Genomic DNA, 24,603 nt, shown 5'->3' on the forward strand with positions numbered 1-24,603 from the left:
TGTACTTCAGCTCCCAGTGGAGCGGGAAACGAGACTCGAACTCGCGACATTCAGCTTGGAAGGCTGACGCTCTAGCCAACTGAGCTATTCCCGCAGATGGTGGTGAGAGAAGGATTCGAACCTTCGAAGATAAAAATCAGCAGATTTACAGTCTGCCCTCGTTGGCCACTTGAGTATCTCACCACGGCCATAATCTGGTCTAACACTGATTCCGATAAAAGAAATTCCGATTTCTTCAATGGTGCCGGCACGAGGATTTGAACCCCGGGCCTACTGATTACAAATCAGTTGCTCTAGCCAACTGAGCTATGCCGGCATATCCGAAATGGAGCTGAAATTATAGTAATTTTTTTTTAAAATGTCAAGGCTTTTCAAAAAGAATTTAAAAAATTGTATAAACAATCTCCGTTGCCCTCTTCATTTCTCGAATTTCACTGAACATCAGCCCCTCAATTTGAAGGGCTAAAAGCTCCTCAATTGTCTCTACACGGTGCGTTGCGGCTTCTCGAAGTATAACCCCTCGATATGCTTTGGCCCAATGGCTTACAACTTTCCCCTCTTTCAAAAATTTTAACGTAGTCGTTTTATTTTTCGGTACGTAAAATTTATCATAGAACCCTGCACGTAGATCTAATACCTCCTGATCGCCGATATAACGGTCCAATACATTACTGAAATACTCTTTGTAATGTTTTTCCGGAACCAAAGATCCTATGAGCGATCCTTGTTTGAGTTTATAATCGGGTAAAGGGTCCCGGGCGCGAATCGGTCCGAAGAGGTTGGAAAAAAGGATGACACGATTATCCACATACGCTTGTGCGTCGCGCTCAAGACTCTTATATTGCAAATAGTCGTACGCTACTCCATCGTAACGTTCAATTGCTTTCATCGTCGGTGCTTCGCGCAAAGGGGTTTTGTAACGTTCAAACTCTTTGATATTTTTAATTCCGAAAAGATCAACCAGCCGCTCATCACTCCCCTCACGAACCAATGTTTCATACGCCTTCACTACTTCAAGCCGTTTTGAATAAAGCTCGGGAAAAATGTAGCTCTCACTGTTTATCGGAGGCAATATCCCCCCCTCTTTCTTCCCTTCACTGGGGGCGAACAGTATAACCATAATAAATCCTTAAAATAAACGTGTATGTTGTTATTATCTGGCCTTACGTACCTTGCTTTAGTAAGTGCGTCAAGGAGAGTTAATCTCGCATCCGAAAGATGCGGGTAGCTTTAGGAGGTGGTAGGGACTCTATTCTTAATGTGCATAACATCAGTTAGTAATAGGTAGCGATGATCGCATAACTAAGAAAAAACATCAGATGCGAAGCCCCCTCGAAATAGTTTGTTTCACCCTCTTCGGTTGTTTTCCAGACCAAGAGGATCGTTAGCAACAATGCGCCGATCTGAAGCGGATTAAAATCAAGGGTTAGATTGATTCCCGAAAAGTGGGCCAGAAGCATCAGGATGGGTACCGTCAAAATAATCGAAACCGTCGAAGCCCCCATTGCAATATTGACGACACGCTGTATCTGATCATTACGGGCCGCGCGAACTGCCGTAAATATCTCAGGGAATACACTGATAATGGCAATAACCAATCCTGCCAATCCTGCTGAGACATGATGTTCACGAGCAATTTTCACCCCGTCGCCGGCAAAGATTTCTGCGCCCAATGCAATAATGCCGATCAGGATAAAAATAGCGGCAAAGTTGACAGCTGTACTTAAATGTTCAAATATATAATCACTCGAGTCATTTTCATCGATCTCCCCCTCCTCCTCCTGAAGCTTCCGTTTCAAACGAAAGAATCGGCTCCGTGCCGTTGCTTTAAAAAAATGGGTATGGGTACGGGTCTGAAAAATAAAGATAATAAGATAAAAAAGGAGCAAGACACCCGCGATCAAATGACTCACTTGCGTTAATGATTCACTACCGTGTTCCGTTTGACTGAGCAGTCCTGGAACCAGTAAAGCGGATGAGGCAACAAACAAAACGGTACTGTAGGCGCTGGAGGTCTCTTTATTGTGTTGTTGCTGTGAAAAAGCAAGCCCCCCCAAGAATACGGCAAGGCCGAGGAGAACATTCAGATCCACAATAACAGCAGAAATAATCCCCCCCTTTACGGTCTCTAAAACTTCCGGACTATGACGCACTTCCAATAAAATTACATACAGCAAAATAATTTCTACCACAACGGCGCTAAAGGTGAGGACAAAACTGCCGTACGGTTCGTGTAGACGTTCTGAAAGAATATCGGATACTTCCGCCACGGTAAGAGAGAGTGCCGCAATACCGGCAGCGGCGAACAGAGTCGCTACCAAGCCTTCCCCTTGATGATGAAAGAAAAATGCAAGAACAACCGAAATAATCCCTACGAATATATCCCAGTAATCTTCAATAAAATAGCGAATCCGCCTGTCCAAAAGTTATCCTTATAGTAAAATGATCGTTGCCAGCCCTAAAAAGCTGAAAAAACCAACAATGTCAGTCACCGTTGTCAAAATGACAGTTGAACCGATTGCCGGATCAATACCTGCCCGTCGAAGACCTAATGGGATAATAGTACCGAAAAATCCTGCAAAAAAGAGATTAATAATCATCGATAACGCGATAACCAAGCCGAGTAAAGGGATATGAAACCACGCATAAGCAACGCCGCCGATAAGAGCGGCAAAGATGATACCGTTAATCAACGCTAAAAGAACTTCACGTTTTATCGTAGCATACGCTTCTCGCCCCTCAATTTCTCCAAGGGCAATTTTACGTACCGTTACCGTCAAGGTCTGAGTCCCCGCATTTCCCCCCATTGATGCGACAATCGGCATTAAAATAGCCAATGCGACGATCGCTTCAATCGTTGCATCGAACATTCCGATAACAACTGAAGCGGCTATTGCTGTAATCAAATTGATTGCAAGCCAAATGGCACGATGCTTTCCGATGCTCCAAAGCTCTTCATCCTGTTCGGCTTCATCATTGACTCCGGCCATGTGGTAAATCTGCTCAGTAGCCCGCTCTTCCATGACATCATGAATGTCATCGGCCGTAATCCTTCCAAGGAGAATCTGATTCTCATCCACAACCCCTAACGTATTGAGATTATAATTGGCAAATACTTCGACGACATCGTAAATATCATCGTGTGCATGTACGTGAAGGGTATTGTGTCCATCATGGAGAATATCCCGATACAATTCATGCGGTTCGTGTAAAATCAAGTCCTCCAACAAAATCGCACCGATCAGTCGCCGATGTTTATCGACGACAAAGACCTGATGAACGTTATCAATCAACGCTTCGGCTTTCATCATCCGAAGACGTTTGATTGAGGCTCCCACATTTTCATCCGTATTGGCTTCAAAAAGCTCGGTTTGCATGTAAGCACCCGCTTCATTGTCACCGTAGGAAATAAGCGTTTCAATGGTTGCACGATCATCATCCGAGAGTCGGGAAAGAACCTCTTCTGCGAGATCTTCATCCATCTCTTCAATACTTTGGATCAGATCGGCCGCATCATCTGTATCAAGTTCTGCCGCAAGATCGGCCAACCCTTCAGCCCCAAGCTGCTCATAGGCCTCTTCCATATGCTGCTGCGGCATTTCCAGCAACACTTCCGCCAAAATATCTTTGGGAAGGGTTTCTAAGGTTTTTGCATACAGTTCTTCGTCTTCATCATGAAGAGTTTTCAACAAACTGGCGATTTCATACGTATGAACGCTTTCGTCAATCCCTTCGTTGTAGAGCGTAACACGATTGTTAATCGATTCCAGTACGTTTTCAATCATGTTGGTTCCTTAAGATAAATCGCTCTTTATAGCTGCACTTTCGGCACAATTCCTCGACCGCGAGTCCTTTTAAAAAACCTTGTACCATTGCCTCGGAACGTTTTGATTGGAGAATTTTACCCAAATTTGTATCATGGAGATTACCCAGTTCCATAATTCCCTCACCGTCCAGACAGCACGGCACCACTCTCCCATCCGAGAGAATGGCGATTTGGCCGCTAAGTCCGTGGCAGTATCCGTCTGCGACCCTATCGTTTGTCAAACTGGGCCACTCAAAATAGCGGTCAAAATGGAGCAAAATTTTAGAAGCCAGCCGAATCGATTGACGTTCGCCGCTGACCTGACTTTCGATTACCCCTTTTCCTAAACCAAAATGCTCTTCGAGTTTCCGAAAAAGCTGCTTGTTGAACCCCTTTTCACTGTAGGTATCATCTAAATTCCAAACTCTAAGATTGATAAAAACATCCTTTTTACCCCCTAATTTATCGTCACAGAGGTGTAAAATAGGTTCTAAATACGCTTCAAAACTTCGCGAAATGCTGTTTTTATTGAAACTATTCAATGAAATATTGATTTGTTTGACTGCCGGATGAAAACAAGTTTCTCTTCGTGATGCATCCAGATAAAATCCGCTGGTCGTAATCGTCACCCTAAACCCCAACCGATCTGCACTGTCCAAATACCCATTGAGATTGGAGAGGACCATCGGATCACCCATGACATGAAGAGCAACCTCTTTGGTATACGGATGAAGCTCATTTAAAACCGATTCAAAAAAGGGTAAATCCATTGTGTGCGACGGTTGAGCTTTCGGAGGGCAGAAACTGCATGCCAAACCGCAGATATTCGTCACTTCAATATAGACACGGTGAAATTTCATAAAAAATCCTTTGTACGCTTCCGGAGCTAACCCCCGAAAGCTACGCTAACACTAAGTTCTCTTCAGCAGAGAGCTCACGTGCAGTGTAACCGCACTCTTATATTTTTTCTCTGTGATACAATTGCGTTTATGCAAACTTTACAAACCATTCAACAAGCACTTAACGATCATGATGCACTAATGCTCTATTTCAGCGCACCGATGTGCAATGTCTGCCATGCGCTCAAACCCAAACTGATTGAAGCTATTTCCGCCGAATTTCCGACGTTTGTTATCGAGAGTATCGATATCTCTGAAACACCTGAAATCAGTTCCCACTTTAGTGTATTTACCATTCCGACCGTACTGATCTATTTTCAAGGGCGGGAATTTTTACGCAAAAGCCGCCATATGAGTGTCGGTGAAGTTGTTGAATCGATCCGAAGACCTTATAACATTATGCTAACGCCATCGGAATAAAATCCCGACAGGTTACGTGAACACCGGGTTTCACCCCGTAGGCACTTCGCCCTCGGCGGGATGCCCAGCGCATTCTGCGCTTTCACGGTAAAAAGCTGACGATCCCTGCCGTCACGGCGACATTCAGCGATTCGACGCCGCGATGCATCGGTATCGATATCTGATGCGTTGACGCGTCCATCACCTCCCTACTCACCCCTTCGCTCTCATTGCCCAAAACAAAAATTGCCCGTTTCGGAATTTTTAGGGAATAGATATCATCCGCTGCATGGGAAGAGAGTGTGATTATTGCCGTATCCGGGATCTCTAAAATCTCACTCAGATCGTTGCAGTAATAAATCGGCATTTTAAACAGGGTCCCCGCACTCGCTTTCATCACCAGAGGAGAGAGTTTGGTACTGTTACGGCGGGGTAAAATCAAACCATCAATCTTACTTGCCGCTGCGGAACGGATAATCATCCCGAGGTTTTGGGGATTGTTGATCCCATCCAAGGCCAAAAAACGAAATCCGTCTCGAAACTCTTTACGGATTACGTGGGCATGTCGATAATTGGCCGATCGTACATCGATCGCCACCCCTTGATCCTGAGCACTGTTCTTTGAAATGCGCGACAAAGCCTCTTTGGAGTGGTATTTGATTTCGATCCCCCGCATCTGTGCAAGAGAAAGAATCTCTTCGATCGTCTCGTCACTGCGGTTGCTTTTGGAGAGGTGAAGTTTATGAACCTCTGCCGTATCATCGCGTAACACTTCTACGGCAACATTGCGCCCGTACAATGTGATCAAGGAGTCGAAAAACGCTTTTTTTTCTAAATACTCAGGGGAATCATCCATTTTTATCCTTCTATATGCAAAAGGAATACCATCCCTTTAGCTGCGTTAGCCGCTAAGGCGCTGAAGTTTGCCCCGTACGAGGTAGAAATTAAATTTTCGATGCAATCGCTTCGGCGGTAAAGCCGAAGCGTTCAAACAGCTGGTCTGCCGGAGCACTTGCTCCGAAACTCTCCATCGCTATGAGCGTATCGGCGAACCGATACCATTCCAATCCACGAGCCGCTTCGATCGCTACTTTTTTGGTTGAAGGCTTGATAATCGAATCGATATAGCTTTGCGGTTGATCCATTAAAAGGTCAAAACAAGGGACACTGACAACATTCGCTTTAATCCCTTGCTCCGCAAGGAGCTGTGCCGTTTCAAGTGCCAAAGAGACCTCAGAACCCGAAGCCATTAATGTTACACCGGCATTCACCTCTTCTACAATTAAATATCCGCCGTTTTCAACATCCCCTTTAACCGGATTCGGTAGCAAAGGCAGATTCTGACGAGAACAGACAAATGCGGATGGTGAATGTTTCATTAACAGCGCTTTTTGCCAGCATTTGACATTTTCTGTGCCGTCGGCAGGGCGATAAACATAGAAATTCGGCACGGCACGAAATTGGCTCAAATGCTCGATCGGCTGATGGGTCGGTCCATCTTCTCCGACACCGATACTGTCATGCGTCCAGATGAAAAATTGCTGAATCCCCGAAAGTGCCGCGATCCGCGCCGCAGGTTTAAGATAGTCGCTGAAAACGAAAAATGTTGCACTGAACGGCATCAACGGACCATAAAGGGCCATTGCGTTGGTAATGGAGGCCATTGCATGTTCACGAATCCCAAAATGGATATTTTTACCCTTCGGAAAATCTCCCATATCTTTCAATTCTGTTTTGTTGGATGGACCTAAGTCGGCGGACCCCCCTAAAAACCCCGGAATCGCTTTGGCCAGCGCATTTAGAATCGTTCCGTTAGTATTGCGGGTTGCATCTGCTTTTTCAAATACAGGCCACTGAATACGGCTGAAATCAGGATTAACAAGTTGTTCATATGCTTCATTTTGTTCACTTAAAGGGAGTTCTTTAAGACGATGGTTCCATTCACGCTCAGCTAAATCCCCTTTCTCAATTGCACATCGAAAACGCTCCATTACATCATCGCTCACCGCAAATGTTGCCTCAGGATCAAATCCCGCCTGAATTTTTGCCGCTTTAATCACATCCTGACCCAATGGAGCACCGTGAGCATGATGAGACCCTTCCATCTTGTCACCGCCTTTGGCAATGACGGTATTGGCAATAATCAAAACGGGGCGTTTGATCATTTTCGCTTGGGTAATTGCACCGTCAATCTCATCAAAATTGTGACCGTCAATCTCTAAAACCGCCCAATTTTGAGATTCAAAACGATCTCGAATATTTTCGCTAATACTCAATTGTGTTGATCCCTCGATGGTTATTTGATTCGAATCAAAAATCAGAATCAAATTATCCAATCCAAGATGTCCGGCAATCGAACACGCTTCGTAGCTGATCCCCTCTTCGAGATCTCCGTCTCCACACAGACAATAAACACGATGATCGATCAACGACGCGGTTTCCGAATTGACTTTATTTCCGACATACGCCGAAGCCATCGCAAATCCAACCGCATTCGCCACACCCTGCCCCAAAGGACCTGTCGTAATTTCAATCCCGGCTGTATGAGCGTACTCAGGATGGCCCGGAGTGGCTGAATCCAGCTGACGGAATTTTTTGAGATCATCAATCTCAAGCCCGTATCCCCAAAGATGATAAAGTGAATAAATGAGACCGGTACCGTGTCCGCCGGAAAAAACGAGTCGGTCGCGGTTCAGCCATTTCGGATTTTTCGGATTATGGGAAAGATGCTCAGACAAAACCACCGCAATATCGGCCAACCCCATCGGAGCGCCCGGATGGCCCGAATTTGCCTGCTGTACCATATCTGCCGCTAAAAATCGAATCGTATCTGCCATTTTTTGGCGCATTGCATTACTCATCATCTAGTCCTTATGTCTGTTAATATAGTGGGTAAGTGTTGGTGACAATTCACCGTGCAAATTTTCATCAAAACTTTTCATCTGTTTTAAAAGTTTTTCTGCCAAAGAATCGGCCTCTTGCATTGCCGTTTCAAATCCAAGCAACGTGACAAAACTGTTTTTCGCTCCATCTGCCTGTGTCGTTTTCCCTGCCTCTTCGGCACTCATCGTCACATCCAAGATATCATCTTGTATCTGAAATAAAAGCCCCAAATCAATACCGAAGTCATACAGTAGAGCGGCCATCTCTTCTCGCCCTGCAATGATGGCACCCATTTTAAGGGATGCGGCAATTAACATTCCGGTTTTATGGATATGCAGTATCTTGACCTGTTCCGGATCAAGCCGCTGATGTTCAAAATAACAATCAATTGCTTGTCCCAGCACCATCCCGCCTAAACCGCCGTTTGTCGAAAGTTCCCGTATCAGCCTGACGATGATTTTATCACTGAACGGCGCGTTGGAAAGGAGTTCAAAAGCATAGGTATTCAATGCATCCCCGACGAGTATTGCCGTGACTTCATCATAGGTTTTATGGAGAGTCGGAATACCGCGTCGTAACGAAGCATTATCCATCGCCGGCAGATCATCATGTATCAGTGAATACGTATGCAATACCTCTATTGCCAAGGCAACGTGGTAGGCACTCTCCAAAAGAAGGGGATTATAAGCACGTACTACACCCAGTAAAAGTGCAGGACGAAACCGTTTCCCCCCCCCTTTTAGCATTTGACGCAAGGCATTTTCATAATGGGGATGGATACTGGGGGCACTGGGTAAATGTGCCGATAAGAAAGCTTCAAAACGCTCCATGATTCCCCACTGTTTTTTAGTGAAATTTTACCACGATGGAGCTTATTTAGAACCAAACGGATTTAATCCGCCTAACATCCCCATTGCATGTTGTTTTTTATTATCTTCAACCATTTTATAGCCATCCGTAATGGCGGAAAGGAGAATAATTTGCAAAGAGGATTTATCCTCCAGAAGGGAATCGTCAATCTCCAGATCAATCGCTTCCCCTTTACCGTCAACGGTAAGCTTGACCATTCCACCGCCGCTTTTAACGGTATAACGTCGTTCTGAGAGCTCTTTGTCCATCGTTTGCGCCTGCGCTTGAAGCGCTTCGACTATTTTTCCCATATCTCCGAGATTTCCGAACATTCATCTGCCCTTAGATTTTTTCAATCACATCGGTAATAGTGTTATCATCATCAACCAGAACAACGGTAGGCTTGTACTTTTCAAGTTCACTCTCATTATACGTCGCATAGGCAACAATAATAATTTTATCCCCTTTATGAACCTTTCTAGCCGCTGCGCCGTTCAGACAAATGTCGCGCTGCCCACGCTCACCGAGGATAACATACGTCGAAAATCGTTCACCGTTATTGATGTTGAGTATCTCGACTTTTTGACCTACACGCATTTTTGAAGCTTCCAAAAGCTCCTCATCGATGGTGATAGAGCCGACATAATTAAGATTAGCATCGGTCACCGTAGCACGATGGATTTTACTGTAGAGCATTTCGATCAACATCGATTAGCGCCCCATCTGCTTCATCATCGCTTCCGGAGTGATCGGAGCATCCCACAACTCTGCAGGAATAACATACTCTTGCACCACTTCTCCGCCGATGATATGTCGGTCGATAATTTCACTGATCTTCTCTTTTGTCAATCCGGCATACATCACATGCCCTGGCTCTACCAGCATAATCGGCCCTACGTTACAGCGATTCATGCACGATGTTCGGATCGGTTGCACCGTTGCAATAAGCCCTTTTTGCATCAGGGTTTGCGCTAAATGCTGAAAAAGATCTTGCGTCTGCGGATTCACGCAACTCGGTTTTGGCATCCCCGGAGGGGAACTTTGCTCACATTTGAAAATATAAAACGCTGGCTGAGGAAGACCCATAAACGCTCCTTTTAATATCAGTGTGCTGCCACACCGTAAAATTGTTTCGGCATTATATCCAAATCAACTCGCTCCACATTAAGGAAGCACAGACAATTGTTCTCTTTAAATCTCTTTTAACAACTCTTTTGCCACGATGCGGTCATCAAAGGGGAGATTCTGATCGTATATAATCTGAAACGTTTCGTCCCCTTTTCCCAAAATAAGGACCACTTCATCACCGCTGCGATCGCTCAATGCTTGCTTAATAGCATTTCGTCGGTTCACGTCAACAAACACATTGCTTTGATCTTCTATCCCCGACAAAATATCCGCAATGATACTGTCAGGATCTTCAAAACGGGGATTGTCACTCGTGACATACACTCTCTTCGCCAGTGATGCGGCTACTCTTCCCATCAATGGACGTTTGGATCGATCTCTATCTCCGCCCGCGCCGAATACGACTAAAACATCTTTCTCTTTTAATGCATTAAGCACCTGTTCCATTCCGTCCGGTGTATGGGCAAAATCAACAATCACCAACGGAGATTCGCTGACCACTTCCATACGGCCGCTTACACCGCCGAAATTTTCAATGACATCACAAATTTTTTCGAGCGATACACCGCTTATTAGATGAACAGCAGCCATTGCGGCAGTAATATTGTACAGATTGAAAAAACCGTGCAAAGAGGTCGTAAAGGCGACATGCTCCTCAAAATGTTTCAGAACACCGCTCACTCCGTTATTCAGAGAATATGCAACGATTTTATAGGTAGCCGGATTTTCCACTCCATAGGTAAACGCATTTTTGATATTAAAATCGGCCCTCGATTCATCTTTATTGATCAGTTTTTTGGTTTCGTCCTGAAAAAAAATATTTTTAATACGGATATACTCCTCGATACTCTCATGATAATCGAGATGATCTTGGGTAATGTTGGTCAAGACTTTAAGGGAAAAGCGTATCCCCTCTATTCGCTCTTGCTCAATCGCATGTGAACTCACTTCCATGACAAAATACTCACATCCTGACGCAATGGCCTGTGCCATATGACGGTAGGTATTAAATACAGTAGGGGTTGTAAGGGTTTTACCTTCTACGAGGGCATCATTCATAAAAAAACCGCGAGTCCCCTGCATAGCTACTTTATAGCCGCAATCAAGGAGAATCGAATAGATTGCACTCGCCGTCGTTGTTTTACCGTTTGTTCCGGTAATGCCGATAACTTTGATACGATCTAGCCCAAAAAGTTTCCAACACGCCTCGGGAGTTAAAACAGAGTGCGCACCTCTATCTACCGCATCATCCCGATATTTCGCATTTTGCTTCGTTACCAGAAAAGCACTATTAACGTCACACTCAGCAGAATTTTCGGTTACATACCGATATGACTGACCCTGAATCTCAACTTTCAAGTTCTCTCCCCTTCGCAAGCCGTCGTAACAGATTTCGCAACTGGCGATCATTCGGATAAACACCCAGAGCACTTTCCAAATAACTCAATGCCATCTCTTTATATCCATGAAGAATCAAACTGTCTAAAAAATCGACAAAGTCCTCTTTCTCAGTAATAATGACACGCGTAGAAAACATAATATTCTCAAAAATACGGTTAAAATCATTTTCATCTTGAATCAGTTCTTTGAATTCGGTATACATAATTCCGTCTTCATAGGAGAGCCGTTGCTTAATCGTCTCATCGACCAGTCCGACCAACTGATCCAAAGTTCCGTCCATTGTTTCAAGAATTTCCGAAATAATATTATCTGCTTGTTCCGTATCTTCACTTCGCAATATCGTGTAGTAATCAAAAAGTGCTTCGGCACCGCTTTCTCCGCTGATTGCCATATCCGAAAGAATCGCACCGTTATAGGCCTCTTTTGACAATGGGTGATCTTTTAGGGCCAGCGAATAAGCGCGCAGCGCATCACGATACTGACCTGATAAAAAATATTCATTTGCATGATTGAGGGTTTTGGATAGACTAACTGTTTTCATAGTATCCCTCCTAATTTATTCTCTATATCGACTTTTCTTCATAATTTATAATGCCTCGATTTGATTTTCCATCCCATGAGGCACATTGAACACTGTCAGCTCCGGATGAATATCCATACGCAGTTGTCTTTCAACCCCGTATTTTAACGTATTGCCACTGCTTCCGCAACCGATACATGCGCCTTGTAGCTGGACGTAAACCGTCCCGTTTTTAACCGTAATAAATACGATATCTCCACCATCAAGTGCAAGACTTGGTCGAATTTTATCAATAACATGACGCACCGGCTGCATCAATTCTTCATCAGTAAACGGAATCATAATAATTGTACCTTCAATATCTGAAATAGAATAGGCAATAATAGGGGATTTGGGCTAAACAACCACTAATAGGAAACAGGATGGATTTCGAGCGAAGCTCATTTTAAGGGGTAGAGGGGATGAACTCGTTAGACGAGTTCAATGTATGCCATATGGGTAGCATCCCCACGACGGATACGTGTTTTAACGATGCGGGTATAACCACCGTTGCGATCAACGTATTTTGGAGCAACTTCATTTACAAGCAATTTAGTGGCTTCTTTGTTTTGTAAAACAGCAAATACAGCACGATGTGCGTTTGCATCACCTGCACGAGCAGTTGTAATCAATTTTTCAGCAAATGAACGGAGTTCTTTCGCTTTGATCAACGTTGTTTCAATTTTACCGTGTTCAATCAACGCAATGCTAAGGTTAGTCAATAAAGCTTCACGATGTGCGCTTGTACGACCCAGCTTGCGGTATCCGTGACGATGTCTCATGATACTTTCCTATATCTATAATTTTAACGCTAACAAAGCTGAAATTTATTCAGCTTCGATTTTCTTTTTAATGGCACTGATAAGGTCATCCGAAAGATCTTGCCCGACGACATAACCGAAATCCGTGATTTTCTCTAAAATCTCTTCAAACGATTTTTTGCCGAGATTTTTAACCTCTTTCAAATCATTTTGGCTCATCATAACGATTTCACCAATATATTTGATATTTGAACGATCCAAACAGTTAAAGCTTCGTGCGCTCAATCCAAGTTCTTCGATACGTGCACCCAAACGCTTAAGCTCAGGATTTTCATCACCTCGCTCAGCAGTTGCAGGAGCTTTAATGCTCACTTCACTGTTAAAAACAGCCATTTGCGCGTACATAACGTCTAATGCATTTTTAAATGCATCAACCGGCGAAATTTGACCGTCGGTAAGAATATTAATAATTACTTTTTCGAAGTTTGGATTATCTTCGACCAAAACATTATCAATAGCATATGTTGCCCGTCGTACCGGAGTAAAATACGCATCAAGTGCGATATACCCTTCGCCCAAGCTATCGCGAACGTCTTCACTCGGTGCATAACCGATACCTTGATGAATTTTAACACTGAAATTCAATGTCGCATCTTCATTTAAGGTTGCCAAGAAAGCATTCGGGGTCACCACTTCAACATCATCGTTCTCCAAATCACTTCCATGAATTTCGCAAGGGCCTGCAAAACTATAAGCGATCTCTTTCTCTTTAAGACCGTTTTTTAATTTAAAACGGATCCCTTTTAGATTGATGATGAAATCCGAAATATCTTCGAGCATACCGCGAACTGAGTCGAACTCATGCTTAGCTCCCTCGATTTTAATACCGATCGGTGCATATCCTACCGAACTGCTTAGCAAAAAGCGGCGAATCGGATGGGCGAGTGAAACCGCAAAACCGGTTTCAAACGGATAGGCAATAATATTCGCTTCATTCGCACTGATTTGCTCGACGACAAATTCCTTTGGAAGAAGCGGAGATGTTTTAATTTTTTTCATGCTGAGCGCCCTTTCTTTAATGATTATTTCGAGTAAAGCTCGACGATTAGACGTTCCTCAACAGGTATAACAACTTCTTCACGCTCTGGGAGACGTGTGAAAATTCCGAATAATTTTTCTTGATCGATATCAACCCATGAAGCAAGACCGGTTTGATTGGTAAGCTCTACTGCACGGACAATTTGATTATTCTTTTTACTCTTTTCGATGATTTCCACTTTTTGACCCGGATTAACACGGTATGATGGGATATCGACACGCTTGCCGTCAACCAAAACGTGACCATGGTTTACCAGCTGACGTGCAAAACGACGTGTTGTCGCAAAGCCCATGCGGTAAAGGACATTGTCAAGACGCTGCTCAAGAAGCATTACCAAGTTCGTACCAGTGTTACCCGTACGACGTTTTGCTTCAGCAAACAATGCACGCATTTGCTTTTCGCTCAAACCGTACATAAACTTCGCTTTTTGTTTTTCGCGAAGCTGTGTACCGTACTCAGAGATTTTTGTACGGCGTTGACCATGCTGGCCAGGTCCGTACGGACGTTTGTCAAGGGCACTTTTACCTGCAAGACGACGCTCACCTTTTAAACCAAGGCTTACACCGAATCTTCTTTCGATTTTTTCTACGGGTCCTCTATATCTTGCCATTACAAACCTCTCCTTACACGCGTCGGCGCTTAGGCGCACGACATCCGTTGTGTGGTAGCGGAGTTACGTCTTTCATGAAAGAGACACGTAGACCCTCGATAGCACCAACACTTTTAACTGCAGTTTCACGACCGGATCCCGGTCCCTGAACTTTAATTCCCACTTCTTTGATTCCGTGGACCATTGCTTTTTCCAACGCTGATTCTACTGCTTGTTGTGCAGCAAACGGAGTTGACTTTTTAGAACCTTTGAAACCAAGGGCACCAGCCGAACTCCATGCGATCATGTTACCCATCTCATCCGTTACCGTTACAAGGGTATTGTTGAATGATGCCAAGATATGTACGATACCTCGTGCAATATTCTTCTTTACGATTTTTTTACGGGTTGCTTTTCTTTTTGCCATACTCTAATCCCTTACTTTGTGGCTGAGCCGACGGTTTTCTTCTTACCTTTGCGTGTACGAGCATTGGTTTTGGTTTTCTGACCACGGCATGGGAGACCCTTACGATGACGAAGACCACGGTACGAACCAAGATCCATCAACGCTTTGATATCCATAGCGACTTGCTTACGAAGGTCACCTTCTACAACTGTACTTACGCGAATTTCTTTCGCAAGGGTAGCTGCTTCATCTTCGGTAAGCTCATAAACACGCTTGTTATAATCGATGCCAGTTGCATCCAAAATTTTACGTGAAGTATGTAAACCGATACCATAGATATAGGTTAGACCATATTCAATCCGTTTTTTCTTAGGTAAGTCCACACCAGCAATACGTGCCATGCTTATCCTTGTCTCTGTTTATGTTTTGGGGTTTTGCAGATTACGCGCACAACCCCTTTGCGTTTGATGATTTTACAATCGTCGCACATTTTCTTCACTGAAGAACGTACTTTCATCGGTAGGCTCCGTTCATTTAGGTCACTTGCTTCTCGTAGGTGAGATCGAAACAACACCAATATTTATGACTACCCTTCAGCAGTTATAAATATTCAATCATTTTGTCCGATAATGCAAAGTGGAGGCGTATTGTACATCTGTTTATGTTAAAGTTTTATTAAGCTAAAAGGCACCCGCAAGAAGCGGACTTTACGGAGAGAGAAGTTAAAAAGGTATAAAACTTTATACCTTTTCAAGAAAATTCAGACGATTCGTATCATGAAAGGTTCTTCTAAAACTGCATCCAAATCTTTAAGTTCCGCTATCAATAGCCGTATTGAGCGTTCCGTTGCCTCGTGCGTTGCAAACAATAAATGGGCACACTCTGTTTCGCTGGGACGCTGAATGACCGCTTCTATAGAAATGGTGTAGTTTGCAAAAAGCCGTGTGATCTGTGCCAGTATCCCCGGTTTATCCGATACGCGTAGCCGAAGATAGTATTTGGATTGGATATCATCACTGTTTTTCAAACGAAGTTTCTCTTCTAACGGATGGTTAAATCCGAGCATAGGCGAACGTTTTCCGGAGCGGACGATATCGATAATGTTGGCGACTACAGCGCTTGCGGTTGCATTGCCGCCGGCACCGGGTCCATAATAAAGTGTCTCGCCGACACGGTCTCCTATCACACTGATACCGTTCATCACTCCGTCTATCTTGGCAATCATCGCATCGTTTTTAACCAGCGCTGCATGTACGCGCAATTCAACTTCATCGCCATCACGCTTGGCGATTCCCAATAGCTTGATTGTGTAACCGAACTCTTTGGCAAAAGCAATGTCATCCTGAGTAATCCCGCTAATTCCCTCTATCAAAATCTCTTCAGGTTTTGCATCGATACCGTAAGCGATTGATGCCAGAATAAGAAGTTTATGCGCCGCATCAAATCCGCCGATATCGAAGGTCGGATCCGCTTCTGCATACCCAAGACGCTGTGCTTCGGATAACACTGTATTAAAATCGGCCCCTTCATTCATCATTTTCGTCAGCATAAAATTACAGGTGCCGTTCATGATTCCCATGATAGAGAGGATATGATTGGCGGAGAGTCCGTCACGCAATGCGTTAATAATCGGAATCCCCCCTGCCACGCTCGCTTCATATTCAAAAGGGATTTCACCGGCCATCTCTTGTAATTCATACCGATGATAAGCTAAAAGCGCTTTGTTCGCCGTTACAACCGCTTTTCCGCTTTTTAATGCCTGCTTAAGAAGCTCAAACGGAAGTTCAACCCCACCCATCAGTTCAACGACAATATCTATCTCCGGATCATTAAGTATGTCGTAGGGATCTTGCGACAACGCGATTGTGAGATCCGACCCTTTGGCTAAATCACGTACAACTCCGCATTTTACAACAATCTCATCACCCGCTCGTGCCGATATAATCGATGCATTTTCCTCTAAAATGGAAACAACTGCCCGGCCAACCGTACCGACACCGATTATCCCAATACGTGTCACTCAGAAACCTCACATTCAAACTGCTGTAAAAACTGTTTAATATTTTTTGCAGCCTGACGAATCCGTTTGTCATTCTCGATCAAAGCAATTCGAACATATTCATCGCCGAAATCACCGAAACCAATCCCCGGCGCAACGGCAACATTCGCTTCAACCAAAAGACGTTTCGAAAATTCCAGACTACCCAAATGACGGACGCATTCAGGAATCTTGGCCCATACGAACATCGATGCCTGATTACGGCGTACCGGCCATCCGGCACGGTTAAATGCATCTACCAATACATCTTGACGGTGGTCATACTTATCGGTTATCTCTTGGACACAGCTTTGATCACCGTTTAATGCGACGGTTGCAGCCACCTGAATCGGGGTAAACATCCCATAATCCAGCCAACTTTTGATTTTTTGTAATGCCCCGATCAGCTTTGCATTTCCAACAAAAAATCCGACACGCCATCCCGCCATATTATAACTTTTTGAAAGGGTAAAACACTCTACCGCAACATCCTTGGCCCCGGGTACAGAGAGGATAGAAGGTGTTTTATATCCGCCGAATGTCAAATCACCGTACGCAATATCACTGATGACATAAAAGCGCTCTCGCTTTGCCATCTCCACAATACGGGTATAAAATTCCGGCGTTACGGTCGCCGTTGTCGGATTGTGCGGAAAGTTTACGACCAAATATTTCGGTTTCGGGAAGGAAACGTGAAATGCATGTTCAAGACGTTCGAAGAAAAGATCTTCATCAACCTTATAGTCTTCATCAAACGGCAATTCCATTTTTTGAACATTTCCGCCGGCTAAAATAAATCCGTATGAGTGAATCGGATAGGTAGGGTCCGGGACAACAACGACATCGCCCGGATTGGTAATCGCGTACGCTAAATGGGCGTACCCTTCTTTGGAACCCATCGTCGCTACCGCTTCCGTATCGGGGTCCAGATCCACATCGTAGCGGCGCTTATACCAGTCGCAAATCGCCTGACGCAATTTCGGTATCCCTTTGGAGGCCGAATATCCGTGTGTTTTGGTTTTTTGAGCCGATTCAATCAATTTTTGACGAATATGCTCGGGAGTGTCACCGTCGGGATTACCCATACTAAAATCGATAACATCCGCTCCGGCACGTCTGCGCGCCATTTTAAGATCATTTACTTCCGCAAAAACATACTTAGGAAGACGTTTAATACGATCAAATTGGATTTCATCAAACATGGTGCTTACCTGCCATTAAAAAATTGCGCCATTTTAACATAAGAGACTTAGTTTTTATATAACTTAGCGCCCTTCGCTCATAGACTCTACCCACATCCCTTCTTTGAGAGCCTTCATCCCGTTAGTATTCGAAATTTTAAGATAATAGGCCCCCTCCGGAAGAGGTAATTTAAAATCATCGTGATTTTTTTCAGATCGGTAGTTAGACAAAAGCTGCATGGAACCATCCAAAACACTGATATCGGGGTACCATTTTCCACCATAAGGGGCCTGAATACTGACAACCTGCCCCGGTTCCACCCGAAACCAGTAGGGTGCTGAAGAGCGTTGCAGTTCCATCCCCTCATCAGCATTTAACAAGGGGACATTCCATACTGCCGCCATCGCATCGATAGCGAGTTCCAGCTTTCCCTGATTAACCCGCCCATGGGTAAGCTTCATACCGTTTTCCTGAAAATGTTCCGTCAGTGTCGCCGAATTAAAAGGCTTGAGGCCAACCAATACCGCTTCTATCTGTATAACGGAGTCAGACCTCGACAGTGAATCAATTTGTATTTTATAACCAAGGGTATTAAACGTGGAGATCAATGCAGGAAGAGCCGGCAGAGGTTCAGCTCTGAGCTCGATATGAGTTTTCAGTTGAGTGAGCTGGGCTGCTAGCAGTCCCAAAGGCAATAAAAACAATAATCCTAAACTACGCTTGATCATGCTTACCAGTTTTTCCCGCCGTTACGTTCCTTAAACGCCTCTTGGGAAATCCGTTTTAGTATCCCATTCTCAACACTAAACCATACGGTTCCGCTCTCCCGTAACGTCTCGCTTCCCGACGGCGAGGCAATCTCAATCCGTCCATGCCCCAAAACAATTAACCAATTTTTGGACGGGTCAACCGTAATCGGATCTTTGGTTATTCGTTGGCTCTTTTCTCCACTGTCCAAATCGATCAATCCGAACCATACTTTATAAACAGGCCGAATTTCAAGCCCCTCTTTAACCATACGATCGATTTGAGGCTTTTCTTCCTGCGTTACATTCGTTACATTTTGGTCACTTACTCTCTTCGTCTTAGTGAGGTCAATCGCTTGCGTTGCATTGGTCTCACCTGTCGTATTAAGTTCTTGGGTCACATTGAGATCTTGCGTCGTATTCACCTCTTTTAACTCATCAAGAACCTCAATCGCTGATGAACTGAGCTGCAATACCTCTTCTTGAGGAAAATTGGACATCTTTGTCTGAAGAGAATACCCTAATGCAAGCAACACCACGATTAGACTCAAACCGGCGACGACCCATTTTTGTTGTGTATTGGCAGCAGGTTGTAAAATGATAGATTGCTTCGATTGCTGGATACCGTTTGTCTGCTGATAGCTGTTGAACTCCTGCTTAATCTCACTCAGGTCCAGTCCGTATTCACGTTCAAGGATGGAGATAAATCCCATAAATTGAATTTTATTAATCTCACCGTACGATTTGGTGAGAATCAATTCAATTTTATCACGTGATATATGAGTCTGCTCATGGACGCTCTCAACACCCAATGATTGCAACTCTTCAAACGTTTTATACCGTTTCATCGCATCCTCTCCATCAAAATAGCACCGGCAACCCCCACATTCAATGAATTGAAATTATGGGACATCGGGATCGATACACCGTAATCAAGCCCTTTTTGAACTCTCCCGCTCAGCCCCTCGCCCTCATTTCCCAAAATCAAAGCCCGTTTCGGTGCAAAGCTCATTTCACGGACATCCGTCCCTTCCGCCATCGCACCATAGAGGGTAAAACCCGATTGCTTGAGTTCGTGCATCACATCATGGATATTGTGAATAATGACAAACGGCAGATCCAACGCCGCACCGCTGCTGGTACGGATAATCGGCTCCATATTCGGCTCTTTAATGCCGCAAATGACAAGGGCTTCTACACCGAGAGCATAAGCACTTCGGACTAACGAACCGATATTTCCCACATCGGTAATAGAGCTCAGTACCACCACAAAATCACACCGTTTTAAAAACGGTGATGCATACGGAACAAGTGCGGAGATTTCGGCAATGTATCCCTGATGGTTTCCCCCTTTGACCATCGATTGCGCTGCATTCTCCGGAATACGCTTCACCTCAAATCCCATCTTCATCAACATCGAATACTCTTTTTTATCGATCTCTTTTGCCAGATAGAGAGTCTTAAGACGATCTCGGTGATGTTCCAACGCATAATAAACCGGTTGTTTTCCATAGATAAGCATGTCTGTGTGTTTCCTTATGAGTTTAAAAGGCGCGTATAGCACTCTTTTGGGTTTTCCCCGGTAATTTTGGCAATTAATTTAGAAGCGGCTTTTTTCGGTATATCGAGAGCAAGAATATCCTGTTCACTCAAAGAGGTGGCTCTTCCTTGCGACGCTTCAATAACGACAACCCACTCTCCACGGATCTCTTTTTCCATCTGCGATACAAGATCACCGGCTTTACCATGATAAAAACGTTGATATTTTTTGGTTATCTCTTTAGCCAAAAACACTGCCCGTTCCGGTGCGGCAACTGCGATCTCGCACAGCAGTTTTTCCAATCGTGTCGGTGCCTCATACAAGACGGTCGTATAGCCGTTAAACAATGCCTCTTGCAGCGCCGAAGATCGGTCATTCCCTTTATGCGGCAAAAAGCCTAAAAAAAGCATCTTCGTCTGGACAAATCCACTCGCGACAAAAGCACTCAGCAGTGCATTGGCTCCGGGAAGAATATCGTAAGGCAAAGCGTTGTCAATACAATAGCGTACCAATAATTGTCCTGGATCACTGATACCGGGCATACCCGCATCGCTTACATAGACCACAGAGGCATTGAAAAAATCAGGGGTTAAAGATGCTACGAAGTCAGCTTCGTTATGGGAGTGAAGACTAATGAACTTTGGGTCATTGAGGACTAAATTGTACCGTTCTTTAAGAAAATGAAATAGTTTTTTCGTAACGCGGGTATCTTCACACAGCATCACTTCAGCAGAGGTAAAAACTTCAAGGGCACGAAGAGAGATATCGGCTATATTTCCGATGGGAGTTGGTACAAGAGACAGCATTGTTTCTTCTTAATTTCTGCCTCGAAGAGGCTAGCTTTTGTGCCTAGCGGCAGGCGTAGCCAAACGGAGATATTCCGTTGGCATTCTGATTAGTTAAGCGCGTAACGTTTTTTGAATTTATCAATACGTCCGGCAGTATCTACTTGACGCTCAGAACCGGTATAAAACGGGTGACACTCATTACAGATATCAACGCGGATTGCCTCTTTGATACTTGTGGTGGTAAAAGTATTACCACATGCGCAGCTTGCAGTGCACTCTACAACATTAGGGTGAAGATCTTTTTTCATTTGATTAGCCTTAGTGATTGACGTCAATGTACGTCAATCGGTATAGTTTTACATCCGTACCGGGACGGATAGTTGGATGCGAATTATAGCGGAAAAAATAATAATTGACAATATTTATATTCTGTTCTGCTCTCTACAGCCGTTTCGCACCGTAGAAAAAGGCCCCTTTCACCTCTTCTATACTGATATAAACTATCTCAAAAGCGATCTCTTTTTCTCCGTTCAAATGGGTATCCAGAAGGATTCTCCCTTTTTCTGCATTATTCAATCGGAGAGAAGATTCATTCGTGGCATAAAAAGAGATCCCGCTGGCTGAGTTATCAAACAGATAGATATTCAACTCACCTTGCAAGGTTTTTACGGTCCCGTGCAATGGTGGAGTAATAATCGTGCGAGGGGCTGTACGGTTATTTTGAAGAACGACTTCAAAACCATCGGCAAGTGTTTTTAAGTCACCGCCTCTATGTACCAGTTCACTCATAATCGTTTTAGAGCGATCGGCATTTTCGACCAAAACACTACTCGATTGTTTGACGAATGAGAGCTCACTACTGGCATCTTGAAGCGCCAGAGTTTCGTCATGGAAATCGTTTTTAAAATGGTTAAGGACATCGGTAACCATATCGATACCTCCGCGTATCTCCACAAATCGTTCATTCAGCGCTTCCGAACTTCGATTCAACTCGCTAATGACCCCTTTTGAACGCTCTGCATTTTTAGTAACCGAATCAATCTGTTCGTGTATTTTTGCCAAATGTCCGCCAATGGTCTGCGCATTGTTCAAAGAGATTTCGGCAAGTTCGCGAATTTTGTCCGCAACAACTGCAAATCCGCGACCATGTTCACCGGCTCTGGCCGCTTCGATTGCAGCATTGAGGGAAATAAGATTGGTCTCATCGGCAATATCGGTAATGATCTCCATCGTTGAGGATATTTCGTTGGAAAACTTTCGAAGCTCTTGAATCGCCAAAACCGTACTGTCCATCGCTGCAGCGGCGGCGGTACTCTCTTTTACATTTGAATGGACTACTTTTTGTCCGTTTTCTATCTGCTTGACCGACTGCAGCGAACTTTGTAAAAGTTCTTCCAATTTATTTCCCACCATATCATTCAAACGAAGGACATTATCAATATGCCCCTGAGAATGTTCCAATGCCATATTTTGCTGCTTAACAAAATCGTTTGTTTGATCAATCCGTACGTATCCATAGCTTGCTTCAAACGCAATCTGTTTACTTTGATTCACCACATTGGCAATAACCGGTCTGAGGGTATTGACCATTTGGTCCAGATGACGAAAAAGGCGATCGATTTCGTTTTGGGTACTTCCGTGCACGATCGGTTCCCCTTTTAGTAAATCATCGATCACGAAATGTCCCCGTTCAACTCGGAAAATCACCTCCAATACCTTGTTAATACGCCGTGCAACATAGCGGCTAAACAGATAATGGGTCAGAATCAATATGATGACGATATTAATCAAAGCGGTCATCAGAGTAATCAAAAAGCTTTTCGACAAAGCAGCATTAAAATCAACCGTATCCACACGTACGTCTTCTACCGCGATAACATTACCGGCTTCCCATGTAGGGTGGCATTGGATACACCGTTCTTCACTCACAATCGGACGGGCAAGCATGTAATACTCTTTTCCCTCATCCTGAACGAAACGCTCAAGCTCTTTAAGCTGCCGGTCCGATTGAAATGCACTAATCGCTTCGCTTTCATACGGTTTGGCCTGATTGGTCGGAACGACCGGATGATCGGATGCCTCTTTGAAATAGACCTTCCCCTCTGAAATTTTGGTAAATTTTGCAAACACTTCATTTTGAATCATTTGAGGAATTTCAGGCGATTCCCCGCTGTAAAATTTTTCATTGCGTGATTCAAGTAAAACATCCGCGAAATCGAGAATAGAGGAGGCTTTGGATTTTAAATTTTGGTGCAAAGACTCTTTTTGAGACTGATAGTTATAGATGTAAAATACGAGGGAAATGAGGATAAAAGCTCCGGCGAACATCGTCGAAAACATTGTCGCAAGCTTCTTTTTTTTCGGGTCCCAGGTCATAATTACTCCTCATCTCTGCATTAAAATATATACAATTCTATCACAATACCAACATACTCGCTACTGCGACAGCTGCTGTTTCCGATCGCAATACCATTCCCGATGCAAATTGTCTGACACGATGATGGACGAAAAGCTTCTCCTCGTTTGCGTCAAATCCCCCCTCGCAGCCGATAACAACCGTCTCTACCGATTCATTGCAATCCCAGCTTTCTCCGCCGAAGTTAAGAATTACTGCCTCGGGATGGGTACTCAAAAACGTAGATAATGCCGGTGCCTCGGCCAACTCAATCAGCGAAGTGCGCCCGCATTGCATGATCGAACTCTCCATGATCCGCTCAAACCGTTCAAAATCAAGACGAAAATTACGCTGAGATCGGCGGCAATGGATAAAAGTAATTTTGCTCACCCCGAGTTCACTCAACATCGGCAGTGTTTTTTCGATGGTTTTAGGATCTATCAAACACCAACCGATATGGAGCTTTCTTGTCGATTCGCAAGGGGAAGCATAACGGCTTTGAAGCGAAAAATAGGCAACCCTTCCGTCCGTCCGTTCGAGACGGTAAAGATATGCTTCATCCAATTGCTTACGGGAACGGAAGGTGATCAAATCACCGACGCTATGGCGGCGTACTTTAATAAGATATTTATATTCTTCTCCCGATACATTCAGTTCCTTGGAGCCTGCATCAAGACTCAGGATAAACTTCATACCAACATCCATATACTGATCACAAGGAGCATCGCCGCTTCAATCCCCAAATAGCGAAAGGCTTTCTCCTTATAGCTGTCAAATGCCCCCTCCCGTGTAATATCGGTACGTCTTTTGAGGGTCTTATACCGCTTGGCTTCCAGTACAATCATCGTAATGGCTACAACAATCATGGCACTGTTCGCCATTGTAAATTGCAAATGCTTTGCCGCCATCATAATCATCCCAGTAAAAAGGATTAAAGCAATTAATGATGCCGAAATCGGCATAACGATACGCATCCGTTTAGCGTAGCGGACCACGTGTTTACTCAAAGAGAGCATCGTGATATTAAAGAGCACAATCCCCATCAACACAATAACACCGACATAGTGGATTTCTAATCCCATTGTATACATAGCTTCCATAAAGTTGATTTTACCTTATTTTGCCTATAATTAAGA

30 protein-coding genes and 3 tRNA genes are annotated in these 24,603 nt (G+C 44.2%); 1 reads left to right on the forward strand and 32 read right to left on the reverse strand.

All coding sequences use genetic code 11. The features are described 5' to 3' along the window. Positions 1–17: 17 nt before the first annotated feature. The 7 genes from M0P91_RS13325 to M0P91_RS13355 form a co-directional block, all read right to left on the reverse strand. Positions 18–94, reverse strand: a tRNA-Gly gene (locus tag M0P91_RS13325). Positions 95–97: 3 nt separating this feature from the next. Then, a tRNA-Tyr gene (locus M0P91_RS13330) sits at positions 98–183 on the reverse strand. A gap of 56 nt (positions 184–239) precedes the next feature. Further along, positions 240–316: transfer RNA gene (locus tag M0P91_RS13335), tRNA-Thr, on the reverse strand. 66 nt (positions 317–382) lie between these two features. After that, on the reverse strand, positions 383–1,120 hold the full coding sequence (gene yaaA, locus M0P91_RS13340; protein WP_295068385.1) for a peroxide stress protein YaaA: 738 nt from the start codon (positions 1,118–1,120) through the stop codon (positions 383–385). A gap of 154 nt (positions 1,121–1,274) precedes the next feature. Next, positions 1,275–2,423 (reverse strand): sodium:proton exchanger, encoded by a 1,149-nt coding sequence (locus M0P91_RS13345; protein WP_295068388.1) that lies wholly within the window; start codon positions 2,421–2,423, stop codon positions 1,275–1,277. Positions 2,424–2,432: 9 nt separating this feature from the next. Beyond that, positions 2,433–3,785: a magnesium transporter gene (mgtE, locus tag M0P91_RS13350; RefSeq protein WP_295068391.1), complete on the reverse strand. Its 1,353-nt coding sequence runs from the start codon at positions 3,783–3,785 to the stop codon at positions 2,433–2,435. After that, complete coding sequence (locus M0P91_RS13355) at positions 3,778–4,665, reverse strand: SPASM domain-containing protein (protein ID WP_295068393.1); 888 nt, start codon at positions 4,663–4,665, stop codon at positions 3,778–3,780. The genes mgtE and M0P91_RS13355 overlap by 8 nt, the downstream gene beginning before the upstream one ends. 129 nt (positions 4,666–4,794) lie before the next feature. On the opposite strand from M0P91_RS13355, the gene M0P91_RS13360 reads away from it, so the two are divergent. Continuing rightward, positions 4,795–5,124 carry a thioredoxin family protein gene (locus M0P91_RS13360; protein WP_295068396.1) on the forward strand — a complete coding sequence of 110 codons (330 nt, stop codon included), beginning with the start codon at positions 4,795–4,797 and terminating at the stop codon, positions 5,122–5,124. Between the two features lie 82 nt (positions 5,125–5,206). On the opposite strand, the gene M0P91_RS13365 is transcribed toward M0P91_RS13360, so the two are convergent. The 25 genes from M0P91_RS13365 to M0P91_RS13485 all read right to left on the reverse strand — a co-directional run bounded on the left by M0P91_RS13365 (position 5,207) and on the right by M0P91_RS13485 (position 24,567). Further along, a complete protein-coding gene (locus M0P91_RS13365) occupies positions 5,207–5,959 on the reverse strand; it encodes an RNA methyltransferase (RefSeq protein ID WP_295068399.1) in 753 nt (250 codons plus the stop codon). An 88-nt stretch (positions 5,960–6,047) separates the two neighbouring features. Beyond that, positions 6,048–7,964, reverse strand: coding sequence for a transketolase (gene tkt, locus M0P91_RS13370; RefSeq protein ID WP_295068402.1), 1,917 nt, complete (start codon positions 7,962–7,964; stop codon positions 6,048–6,050). Between the two features lie 3 nt (positions 7,965–7,967). Next, positions 7,968–8,816, reverse strand: a complete 849-nt coding sequence (locus M0P91_RS13375; RefSeq protein ID WP_295068405.1) for a polyprenyl synthetase family protein — start codon at positions 8,814–8,816, stop codon at positions 7,968–7,970. 42 nt (positions 8,817–8,858) lie between these two features. Then, entirely contained in the window at positions 8,859–9,167 is a 309-nt protein-coding gene (locus M0P91_RS13380) for a YbaB/EbfC family nucleoid-associated protein (protein WP_295068408.1), read from the reverse strand. Positions 9,168–9,177: 10 nt separating this feature from the next. Beyond that, positions 9,178–9,543, reverse strand: a complete 366-nt coding sequence (panD, locus tag M0P91_RS13385) for an aspartate 1-decarboxylase (RefSeq protein WP_295068411.1) — start codon at positions 9,541–9,543, stop codon at positions 9,178–9,180. A gap of 3 nt (positions 9,544–9,546) precedes the next feature. Continuing rightward, positions 9,547–9,921 carry a (2Fe-2S) ferredoxin domain-containing protein gene (locus M0P91_RS13390; RefSeq protein ID WP_295068414.1) on the reverse strand — a complete coding sequence of 125 codons (375 nt, stop codon included), beginning with the start codon at positions 9,919–9,921 and terminating at the stop codon, positions 9,547–9,549. Positions 9,922–10,026: 105 nt separating this feature from the next. Then, positions 10,027–11,322: a UDP-N-acetylmuramoyl-L-alanyl-D-glutamate--2,6-diaminopimelate ligase gene (locus tag M0P91_RS13395; protein WP_295068416.1), complete on the reverse strand. Its 1,296-nt coding sequence runs from the start codon at positions 11,320–11,322 to the stop codon at positions 10,027–10,029. Continuing rightward, entirely contained in the window at positions 11,312–11,905 is a 594-nt protein-coding gene (locus tag M0P91_RS13400) for a hypothetical protein (RefSeq protein ID WP_295068419.1), read from the reverse strand. The genes M0P91_RS13395 and M0P91_RS13400 overlap by 11 nt, the downstream gene beginning before the upstream one ends. Before the next feature lie 45 nt (positions 11,906–11,950). After that, positions 11,951–12,226: a NifU family protein gene (locus M0P91_RS13405; protein WP_295068422.1), complete on the reverse strand. Its 276-nt coding sequence runs from the start codon at positions 12,224–12,226 to the stop codon at positions 11,951–11,953. Positions 12,227–12,354: 128 nt separating this feature from the next. Beyond that, positions 12,355–12,705 (reverse strand): 50S ribosomal protein L17, encoded by a 351-nt coding sequence (gene rplQ / locus M0P91_RS13410; RefSeq protein WP_295068425.1) that lies wholly within the window; start codon positions 12,703–12,705, stop codon positions 12,355–12,357. 45 nt (positions 12,706–12,750) lie between these two features. Next, positions 12,751–13,743, reverse strand: coding sequence for a DNA-directed RNA polymerase subunit alpha (locus tag M0P91_RS13415; protein ID WP_295068428.1), 993 nt, complete (start codon positions 13,741–13,743; stop codon positions 12,751–12,753). A gap of 23 nt (positions 13,744–13,766) precedes the next feature. Then, a complete protein-coding gene (rpsD, locus tag M0P91_RS13420; RefSeq protein ID WP_295068430.1) occupies positions 13,767–14,393 on the reverse strand; it encodes a 30S ribosomal protein S4 in 627 nt (208 codons plus the stop codon). Between the two features lie 13 nt (positions 14,394–14,406). Continuing rightward, positions 14,407–14,799, reverse strand: coding sequence for a 30S ribosomal protein S11 (gene rpsK, locus M0P91_RS13425; RefSeq protein WP_015654589.1), 393 nt, complete (start codon positions 14,797–14,799; stop codon positions 14,407–14,409). 11 nt (positions 14,800–14,810) lie between these two features. Continuing rightward, positions 14,811–15,179: a 30S ribosomal protein S13 gene (gene rpsM, locus M0P91_RS13430; protein ID WP_295068432.1), complete on the reverse strand. Its 369-nt coding sequence runs from the start codon at positions 15,177–15,179 to the stop codon at positions 14,811–14,813. Between the two features lie 2 nt (positions 15,180–15,181). Next, positions 15,182–15,295, reverse strand: coding sequence for a 50S ribosomal protein L36 (rpmJ, locus tag M0P91_RS13435; RefSeq protein ID WP_015654591.1), 114 nt, complete (start codon positions 15,293–15,295; stop codon positions 15,182–15,184). Positions 15,296–15,538: 243 nt separating this feature from the next. Next, positions 15,539–16,798 carry a homoserine dehydrogenase gene (locus tag M0P91_RS13440; RefSeq protein WP_295068435.1) on the reverse strand — a complete coding sequence of 420 codons (1,260 nt, stop codon included), beginning with the start codon at positions 16,796–16,798 and terminating at the stop codon, positions 15,539–15,541. Beyond that, positions 16,795–18,018, reverse strand: a complete 1,224-nt coding sequence (locus tag M0P91_RS13445; protein WP_295068437.1) for an LL-diaminopimelate aminotransferase — start codon at positions 18,016–18,018, stop codon at positions 16,795–16,797. The genes M0P91_RS13440 and M0P91_RS13445 overlap by 4 nt, the downstream gene beginning before the upstream one ends. Positions 18,019–18,081: 63 nt before the next feature. Further along, complete coding sequence (locus M0P91_RS13450; RefSeq protein WP_295068439.1) at positions 18,082–18,726, reverse strand: hypothetical protein; 645 nt, start codon at positions 18,724–18,726, stop codon at positions 18,082–18,084. A gap of 2 nt (positions 18,727–18,728) precedes the next feature. Beyond that, on the reverse strand, positions 18,729–19,592 hold the full coding sequence (locus M0P91_RS13455; protein ID WP_295068442.1) for a hypothetical protein: 864 nt from the start codon (positions 19,590–19,592) through the stop codon (positions 18,729–18,731). Continuing rightward, on the reverse strand, positions 19,589–20,266 hold the full coding sequence (gene rlmB / locus M0P91_RS13460) for a 23S rRNA (guanosine(2251)-2'-O)-methyltransferase RlmB (protein WP_295068445.1): 678 nt from the start codon (positions 20,264–20,266) through the stop codon (positions 19,589–19,591). The genes M0P91_RS13455 and rlmB overlap by 4 nt, the downstream gene beginning before the upstream one ends. 14 nt (positions 20,267–20,280) lie before the next feature. Beyond that, positions 20,281–21,090 carry a 16S rRNA (cytidine(1402)-2'-O)-methyltransferase gene (gene rsmI, locus M0P91_RS13465; protein ID WP_295068448.1) on the reverse strand — a complete coding sequence of 270 codons (810 nt, stop codon included), beginning with the start codon at positions 21,088–21,090 and terminating at the stop codon, positions 20,281–20,283. 89 nt (positions 21,091–21,179) lie between these two features. Further along, complete coding sequence (gene rpmE, locus M0P91_RS13470; protein ID WP_295068450.1) at positions 21,180–21,380, reverse strand: 50S ribosomal protein L31; 201 nt, start codon at positions 21,378–21,380, stop codon at positions 21,180–21,182. 133 nt (positions 21,381–21,513) lie between these two features. Then, positions 21,514–23,448: a methyl-accepting chemotaxis protein gene (locus M0P91_RS13475; protein ID WP_295068453.1), complete on the reverse strand. Its 1,935-nt coding sequence runs from the start codon at positions 23,446–23,448 to the stop codon at positions 21,514–21,516. Between the two features lie 40 nt (positions 23,449–23,488). Continuing rightward, positions 23,489–24,160 (reverse strand): RsmE family RNA methyltransferase, encoded by a 672-nt coding sequence (locus tag M0P91_RS13480; protein WP_295068456.1) that lies wholly within the window; start codon positions 24,158–24,160, stop codon positions 23,489–23,491. Then, the gene (locus tag M0P91_RS13485; RefSeq protein WP_295068459.1) at positions 24,157–24,567 is read right to left on the reverse strand and encodes a hypothetical protein; all 411 of its coding nucleotides are present in this window, start codon (positions 24,565–24,567) and stop codon (positions 24,157–24,159) included. The genes M0P91_RS13480 and M0P91_RS13485 overlap by 4 nt, the downstream gene beginning before the upstream one ends. Positions 24,568–24,603: the final 36 nt, after the last annotated feature.

This window comes from Sulfuricurvum sp., assembly GCF_023229695.1.
In the GTDB taxonomy this organism is placed as follows: Bacteria; Campylobacterota; Campylobacteria; order Campylobacterales; family Sulfurimonadaceae; genus Sulfuricurvum.

What these genes read in the sequence shown, in the direction of transcription:
- yaaA (WP_295068385.1), bottom strand. Translation starts at nt 1,120, where the DNA reads ATGGTTATACTGTTCGCCCCCAGTGAAGGGAAGAAAGAGGGGGGGATA.
- mgtE (WP_295068391.1), bottom strand. Translation starts at nt 3,785, where the DNA reads ATGATTGAAAACGTACTGGAATCGATTAACAATCGTGTTACGCTCTAC.
- M0P91_RS13355 (WP_295068393.1), bottom strand. Translation starts at nt 4,665, where the DNA reads ATGAAATTTCACCGTGTCTATATTGAAGTGACGAATATCTGCGGTTTG.
- M0P91_RS13360 (WP_295068396.1), top strand. Translation starts at nt 4,795, where the DNA reads ATGCAAACTTTACAAACCATTCAACAAGCACTTAACGATCATGATGCA.
- M0P91_RS13365 (WP_295068399.1), bottom strand. Translation starts at nt 5,959, where the DNA reads ATGGATGATTCCCCTGAGTATTTAGAAAAAAAAGCGTTTTTCGACTCC.
- tkt (WP_295068402.1), bottom strand. Translation starts at nt 7,964, where the DNA reads ATGAGTAATGCAATGCGCCAAAAAATGGCAGATACGATTCGATTTTTA.
- M0P91_RS13375 (WP_295068405.1), bottom strand. Translation starts at nt 8,816, where the DNA reads ATGGAGCGTTTTGAAGCTTTCTTATCGGCACATTTACCCAGTGCCCCC.
- M0P91_RS13380 (WP_295068408.1), bottom strand. Translation starts at nt 9,167, where the DNA reads ATGTTCGGAAATCTCGGAGATATGGGAAAAATAGTCGAAGCGCTTCAA.
- panD (WP_295068411.1), bottom strand. Translation starts at nt 9,543, where the DNA reads ATGTTGATCGAAATGCTCTACAGTAAAATCCATCGTGCTACGGTGACC.
- M0P91_RS13390 (WP_295068414.1), bottom strand. Translation starts at nt 9,921, where the DNA reads ATGGGTCTTCCTCAGCCAGCGTTTTATATTTTCAAATGTGAGCAAAGT.
- M0P91_RS13400 (WP_295068419.1), bottom strand. Translation starts at nt 11,905, where the DNA reads ATGAAAACAGTTAGTCTATCCAAAACCCTCAATCATGCAAATGAATAT.
- M0P91_RS13405 (WP_295068422.1), bottom strand. Translation starts at nt 12,226, where the DNA reads ATGATTCCGTTTACTGATGAAGAATTGATGCAGCCGGTGCGTCATGTT.
- rplQ (WP_295068425.1), bottom strand. Translation starts at nt 12,705, where the DNA reads ATGAGACATCGTCACGGATACCGCAAGCTGGGTCGTACAAGCGCACAT.
- M0P91_RS13415 (WP_295068428.1), bottom strand. Translation starts at nt 13,743, where the DNA reads ATGAAAAAAATTAAAACATCTCCGCTTCTTCCAAAGGAATTTGTCGTC.
- rpsD (WP_295068430.1), bottom strand. Translation starts at nt 14,393, where the DNA reads ATGGCAAGATATAGAGGACCCGTAGAAAAAATCGAAAGAAGATTCGGT.
- rpsK (WP_015654589.1), bottom strand. Translation starts at nt 14,799, where the DNA reads ATGGCAAAAAGAAAAGCAACCCGTAAAAAAATCGTAAAGAAGAATATT.
- rpsM (WP_295068432.1), bottom strand. Translation starts at nt 15,179, where the DNA reads ATGGCACGTATTGCTGGTGTGGACTTACCTAAGAAAAAACGGATTGAA.
- rpmJ (WP_015654591.1), bottom strand. Translation starts at nt 15,295, where the DNA reads ATGAAAGTACGTTCTTCAGTGAAGAAAATGTGCGACGATTGTAAAATC.
- M0P91_RS13445 (WP_295068437.1), bottom strand. Translation starts at nt 18,018, where the DNA reads ATGTTTGATGAAATCCAATTTGATCGTATTAAACGTCTTCCTAAGTAT.
- M0P91_RS13450 (WP_295068439.1), bottom strand. Translation starts at nt 18,726, where the DNA reads ATGATCAAGCGTAGTTTAGGATTATTGTTTTTATTGCCTTTGGGACTG.
- M0P91_RS13455 (WP_295068442.1), bottom strand. Translation starts at nt 19,592, where the DNA reads ATGAAACGGTATAAAACGTTTGAAGAGTTGCAATCATTGGGTGTTGAG.
- rlmB (WP_295068445.1), bottom strand. Translation starts at nt 20,266, where the DNA reads ATGCTTATCTATGGAAAACAACCGGTTTATTATGCGTTGGAACATCAC.
- rsmI (WP_295068448.1), bottom strand. Translation starts at nt 21,090, where the DNA reads ATGCTGTCTCTTGTACCAACTCCCATCGGAAATATAGCCGATATCTCT.
- rpmE (WP_295068450.1), bottom strand. Translation starts at nt 21,380, where the DNA reads ATGAAAAAAGATCTTCACCCTAATGTTGTAGAGTGCACTGCAAGCTGC.
- M0P91_RS13475 (WP_295068453.1), bottom strand. Translation starts at nt 23,448, where the DNA reads ATGACCTGGGACCCGAAAAAAAAGAAGCTTGCGACAATGTTTTCGACG.
- M0P91_RS13480 (WP_295068456.1), bottom strand. Translation starts at nt 24,160, where the DNA reads ATGAAGTTTATCCTGAGTCTTGATGCAGGCTCCAAGGAACTGAATGTA.
- M0P91_RS13485 (WP_295068459.1), bottom strand. Translation starts at nt 24,567, where the DNA reads ATGGAAGCTATGTATACAATGGGATTAGAAATCCACTATGTCGGTGTT.